At 57.5% G+C, this 2,917-nt stretch carries 3 protein-coding genes; 2 read left to right on the top strand and 1 reads right to left on the bottom strand.

Annotation, left to right across the window (positions count from 1 at the left end; all coding sequences use genetic code 11):
- Positions 1–388: 388 nt before the first annotated feature.
- Positions 389–1,984 (bottom strand): N-acyl-D-amino-acid deacylase family protein, encoded by a 1,596-nt coding sequence (locus AC11W3_RS02890; RefSeq protein WP_484092457.1) that lies wholly within the window; start codon positions 1,982–1,984, stop codon positions 389–391.
- A gap of 379 nt (positions 1,985–2,363) precedes the next feature.
- On the opposite strand from AC11W3_RS02890, the gene AC11W3_RS02895 reads away from it, so the two are divergent.
- Both AC11W3_RS02895 and AC11W3_RS02900 read left to right on the top strand, forming a co-directional pair.
- On the top strand, positions 2,364–2,624 hold the full coding sequence (locus AC11W3_RS02895; protein WP_484092458.1) for a DUF3553 domain-containing protein: 261 nt from the start codon (positions 2,364–2,366) through the stop codon (positions 2,622–2,624).
- Positions 2,625–2,755: 131 nt separating this feature from the next.
- Complete coding sequence (locus AC11W3_RS02900; protein ID WP_484092459.1) at positions 2,756–2,902, top strand: hypothetical protein; 147 nt, start codon at positions 2,756–2,758, stop codon at positions 2,900–2,902.
- Positions 2,903–2,917 lie beyond the last annotated feature (15 nt).

Raw genomic sequence — 2,917 nt, forward strand, 5'->3', positions numbered from 1 at the left:
GAATATCAATGTCGCGGAACACCAGGACAACGTAGACCAGAAGAGGCGTGAGCCCGAGTAATCCCCATAGAAGATCGTGATCGAAAGTCAAAAACTACTCCTTCAACAAATTCTCTCAGTGCTGCAACGTCCGGTATTGTTGTCGCCTCGTGCGGCCCTCACCCCGTTTCCCAGGACTTGCCTGAACCCGTTCTCAGGCTGTGCATGAGCCCGTTCCCAGGCTGTGCATGAACCCGTTCGCCCTGAGCCTGTCGAAGGGCGCTTTCCTTCGCTTCCTCTCCGGTTATCTTTGCCGGATACCTTATGAACCCGCTCCCAGGACTTGCATGAACCCGTTCGCCCTGAGCCTGTCGAAGGGCGCATTCATTTCTTTGGGTTCAAGCGCCGGTTATCTTTGCCGCAGCAGGACACGACCGGGGCGGGTGCCGGTAAGCTTGCCATTCTCTATGACAAACTCTCCTCCCACCACGACATCGATGACGCCTTCCGGGTACCGATGAGGGGCTGTGTAATCCGAGACGTCCCTGATGGCAGCGGGATCGAAGATGACAATGTCGGCGGCGAAGCCGGGCTTGATAAGACCGCGATCGCTGAATCCGAGCCGACTTGCGGGGAGCGAGGTCATCTTCCGGACGGCTTCCTCCAGTGGAATAATTCTCCTCTCCCGCACATAGCGTCCGAGGACGCGGGGAAAGGTGCCGTAGGAGCGGGGGTGGGTCGATTCCCCTGCGTTGGCCGCGGCATCCAGACCGTGTCCGTCCGAACCGACCGCCACATGCGGGTCAGCGAGGATGCACATGACGTCTTCTTCGCACATGGAGAAGAAGATCGCGCCCACTGCGGCTTCCTCCTCCACGACCAGCCTGACGGCGGCTTCCTCGGCGGTACATTGCCAAACCCCTCCGATCTGTGCCAATGTTTGGCCCGCGAGGTCACGGTTTTGCGGCGAGGCACAGTCGCTGATCATGATTCCTGCCGCACCCTCCCTGGCCGCTATTTCCTTGCCGATTTCACCCAGCAGGCGCGGCCGCAGTTCCGGGGTCTGCAATCGTCTGAGCATCGCGGCTACACCCCCTTCCTGCGCCCAGGCAGGAACTACAGCGGCAAGCGCAGTGGCGGAGGCATCGTACGGGTACTGGTCGGCGGCCACGTCCACGCCTCCCTCTCTCGCGGCGGAAAGCTTTGCCAGGGCCTCGCCGGCTCGCCCCCAGTTGCTCCTTCCCAGCGCCTTCAGGTGAGAGACTTGGACCCGCGCCCCGCTCTCTCTTCCGATGGCGATCGCTTCGTCAAGAGCATCCATGAGACCTGCGCTCTCGTTCCGTATGTGACTCGCATACAGGGCATCGTGAGCCGCGAGGACCTTGGCCAGCTCGATCAACTCCCCGGTCTCGGCAAAGCTTCCAGGTGGATAGATGAGCCCGGTCGACATCCCCCAGGCCCCCTGTTCGAGAGCACGATCAAGCATTTGCCGCATCCGGTCGAGCTCGGCCGGTGACGGTTGCCGATTCTCCATCCCCATCGCCGCGATCCGAAGCGCCGCATGCCCAACGAGCGGCGCCAGGTTTACGCCCATGCCGGCGCCGGCCAACTCCTCTGCATAGGAGGCGAGGTCATGCCAGGCGAAGCCGTCCTCGGGGAGATGGAATGCGTGCATCCGCACAAAATCGGACAATTCCTCCAGGTGGTCATCCTGAACCGGGAAGAGCCCGAGTCCGCAGTTTCCTGTTACCTCGACCGTGACGCCCTGGAACGCCTTGCTTTGGGCACCCGGGTGCCTGAAAATCGTGGTATCGGTGTGGCTGTGGATGTCGATAAAACCCGGAGCAAGGATGAGTCCCTCCGCGTCGACTACCTTTGCGGCGTTACCGGTCATCGCAGGGCCAACCGCCGCTATCCGGTCACCCGCCACTGCGACGTCAGCCTTGAATGGAGGCTTTCCTGATCCGTCGACAACTGTGGCGCCACGAAAAATTATCGAGTACATATCGAACCCCGTCGGACCAATTTGGCTTCCCGTTGATACCACTCCTGCACTCGTTCCGCAAGCATTAGCTGCGCTGTAAGTGGCTGCATTTGCGTTACCGCGTCACAAGAGATCGCAGACCAACCGGTCTTTAACAGGCACCACATTGCACCCACATTTCTCGAAGACCTTGCACCATCAGGCCGTTGCGCCACAGGAGTCCCTGCCGCAAGTCATACAGATTTTCGGGACTTATAGTATCTATTTCCATTAAATGGGTGTAAAGTATCTACAGCTGCTTTTGCAGGCTCCGCACTGTTGTCCGTCGAATCAGCCGACCCAATCTCTTCGCCCACCGATTTTTACATTACCCAGAACGTAAGAAAGAAGGAGACAACAGATGATTGTCAAATGCGGTTGTGTTGTGAGCCATTCCATAGCGACAGAGTGGGGCGTTGGCAAGGTAATAGAACTGAGCAACATGAAGGCGACGATACAGTTCAACGACGGCCTGATCAGAAAGATCATCTCATCACACTTTACCGACCTCATACCGGCCGATCCGGCCTCCTATATCCCCCTCGCAAAAATCGCCACGGCTAAGACGACCGCGGTCAAGGCTCTCAAGAAACCGAAGAAGGCTGTAAAAGCCGTATCTTAAGTAAAGCAGATGACCGGATCATCAGCAATCCCGGATGCTTGGGTTGCTGTGCCAACGCAAGACGGTTACATCCATTCCATTTGCGCAATGATCGAAGTTGCTCCTACCAAATTTACACATGAGAGGCTCCAATGGCTAAGCCGAATTTCCAGTTTCAGAAGCGTCAAAAGGAATTGGAGAAAAAGAAGAAGAATGAAGAGAAACTGCAGCGCAAACAGGAAAGAAAAACTCTCCTTGGTACAGACGGAGAGGATGAAGCAGAGGAAGTCGCTCAATAACACCCCACAGCATTC

The organism is Geomonas sp., from assembly GCF_056994735.1.